The 1,406-nt window shown below is 32.9% G+C and carries 1 protein-coding gene and 1 rRNA gene; both read left to right on the top strand.

Annotated features, from left to right (window positions below; all coding sequences use genetic code 11):
- Positions 1-75 (top strand): 5S ribosomal RNA (gene rrf, locus LX24_RS15335); the annotation flags it as partial.
- Positions 76-234: 159 nt separating this feature from the next.
- Entirely contained in the window at positions 235-705 is a 471-nt protein-coding gene (locus LX24_RS14765; RefSeq protein ID WP_243131778.1) for a universal stress protein, read from the top strand.
- The last annotated feature ends 701 nt before the right edge of the window (positions 706-1,406 follow it).

Raw genomic sequence — 1,406 nt, 5'->3', positions numbered from 1 at the left:
CGAACACGGAAGTTAAGCTCTCTAAGGCCGATGGTACTTGGGCTTATGCCCCGGGAGAGTAGGTAGTTGCCGGAATTAATTTTAAACCCCTGGTTTTTGTAACCAGGGGTTATTAATGTTTTTAATAAAGTGTGCCTGGTGTTATGTGGCGATTATTATTGGTATAATTTTTGCAACATTAAATTAGGTAATTATTTTAATAATTAGATAAATAAAAAATAAGAAGGTGAAAATATGAAAATTTTAGTAGCAGTGGATGGATCGGATAGTTCCCTGCGTGCAGCGGAATACGCCGCTAAGTTTAAAGCTTCACATCAAGATAGCGAGGTAACACTATTTACCGTAGCTTGCTATGGCGAGCCTCAGGCGATGTCTGAGTTTAGTACTGTGGCATATCGTGGCGAGATCCCGGGCAATTCCAAGTCCTTTGCTACCTTTGAAGAGTTTACAAACGCATGTATTATTTCGGGTAAGGATAAGGTTGATAAGGCTAAAAAAATATTCGAAGAAAAAGGTTTGGATGTTAAAACAGAAGTAATTTCTGGCGATCCCGCCAATGCGATTTTGGAATATATGGAAAGTAATGGATTTGATAAAATAATTATGGGCAGCCGGGGATTGGGAGGTTTTAAGGGATTACTGCTGGGCAGTGTAAGCAATAAAGTTGTCAGTCTGGCCAAGGTTCCGGTTACCATAATTAAATAGGTGAATATCAGTTAAAAGCGTAATGAACCACGAAAAACGGCTAGAGGGGTTGTTACACTACGAGTTTACCCATTCGCAGTGTAAACAACCTTTTTTTATATAAATACCAAGTATTCTTTGCAGGTGTAAAAAAGCCTTGTAGTGTTATGATGGGCGATGTTGCATGTGTATTTATTAAATTTTTAATAGTATGTAGATAGTTACAAGAAGTGCAAAAACATCAAAAAAATTAAACATTGAAGTAATTCTTTAAATAAGGTGATTAGATAATTTATCAATGATACAAATATGAATACCTAATTATTTCTGTATTTATAAGGGTTATAGATTTTAGTGATACGTAAATGTATTGCCTTATATTTTATTTTTAAATATTTATATAATTCTATAAGATTACCTTATATATTAAATAACCTAATAATATAGGTGTTTTTGTGTAAATAAAAAAATAAAATATTATTTTGTTTTGATTGGTATCTGTTTTGCTATATATAATTACTGATTCTTATTTTAATTATTATTGCGTCTTATAATGTACACTAAATATACTAAGTAGTTTAATTGGGGGTGAAATTAAATTTAGTAAAAAATTACTTGATTAATTATATTTATTTACTTTTCCAAAGAAAAAGGAGGATGAATAGTGGCTATCAGAAGAATTGAAGCTGACGTAGTGGTCTTGGGCGGAGGCAGTGCCGGTA

It is taken from the genome of Desulfallas thermosapovorans DSM 6562 (assembly GCF_008124625.1).
Classification (GTDB): domain Bacteria; phylum Bacillota; class Desulfotomaculia; order Desulfotomaculales; family Desulfallaceae; genus Sporotomaculum; species Sporotomaculum thermosapovorans.
This window is presented reverse-complemented; position numbering and strand designations above follow the sequence as displayed.

What these genes read in the sequence shown, in the direction of transcription:
- LX24_RS14765 (WP_243131778.1), top strand. Translation starts at nt 235, where the DNA reads ATGAAAATTTTAGTAGCAGTGGATGGATCGGATAGTTCCCTGCGTGCA.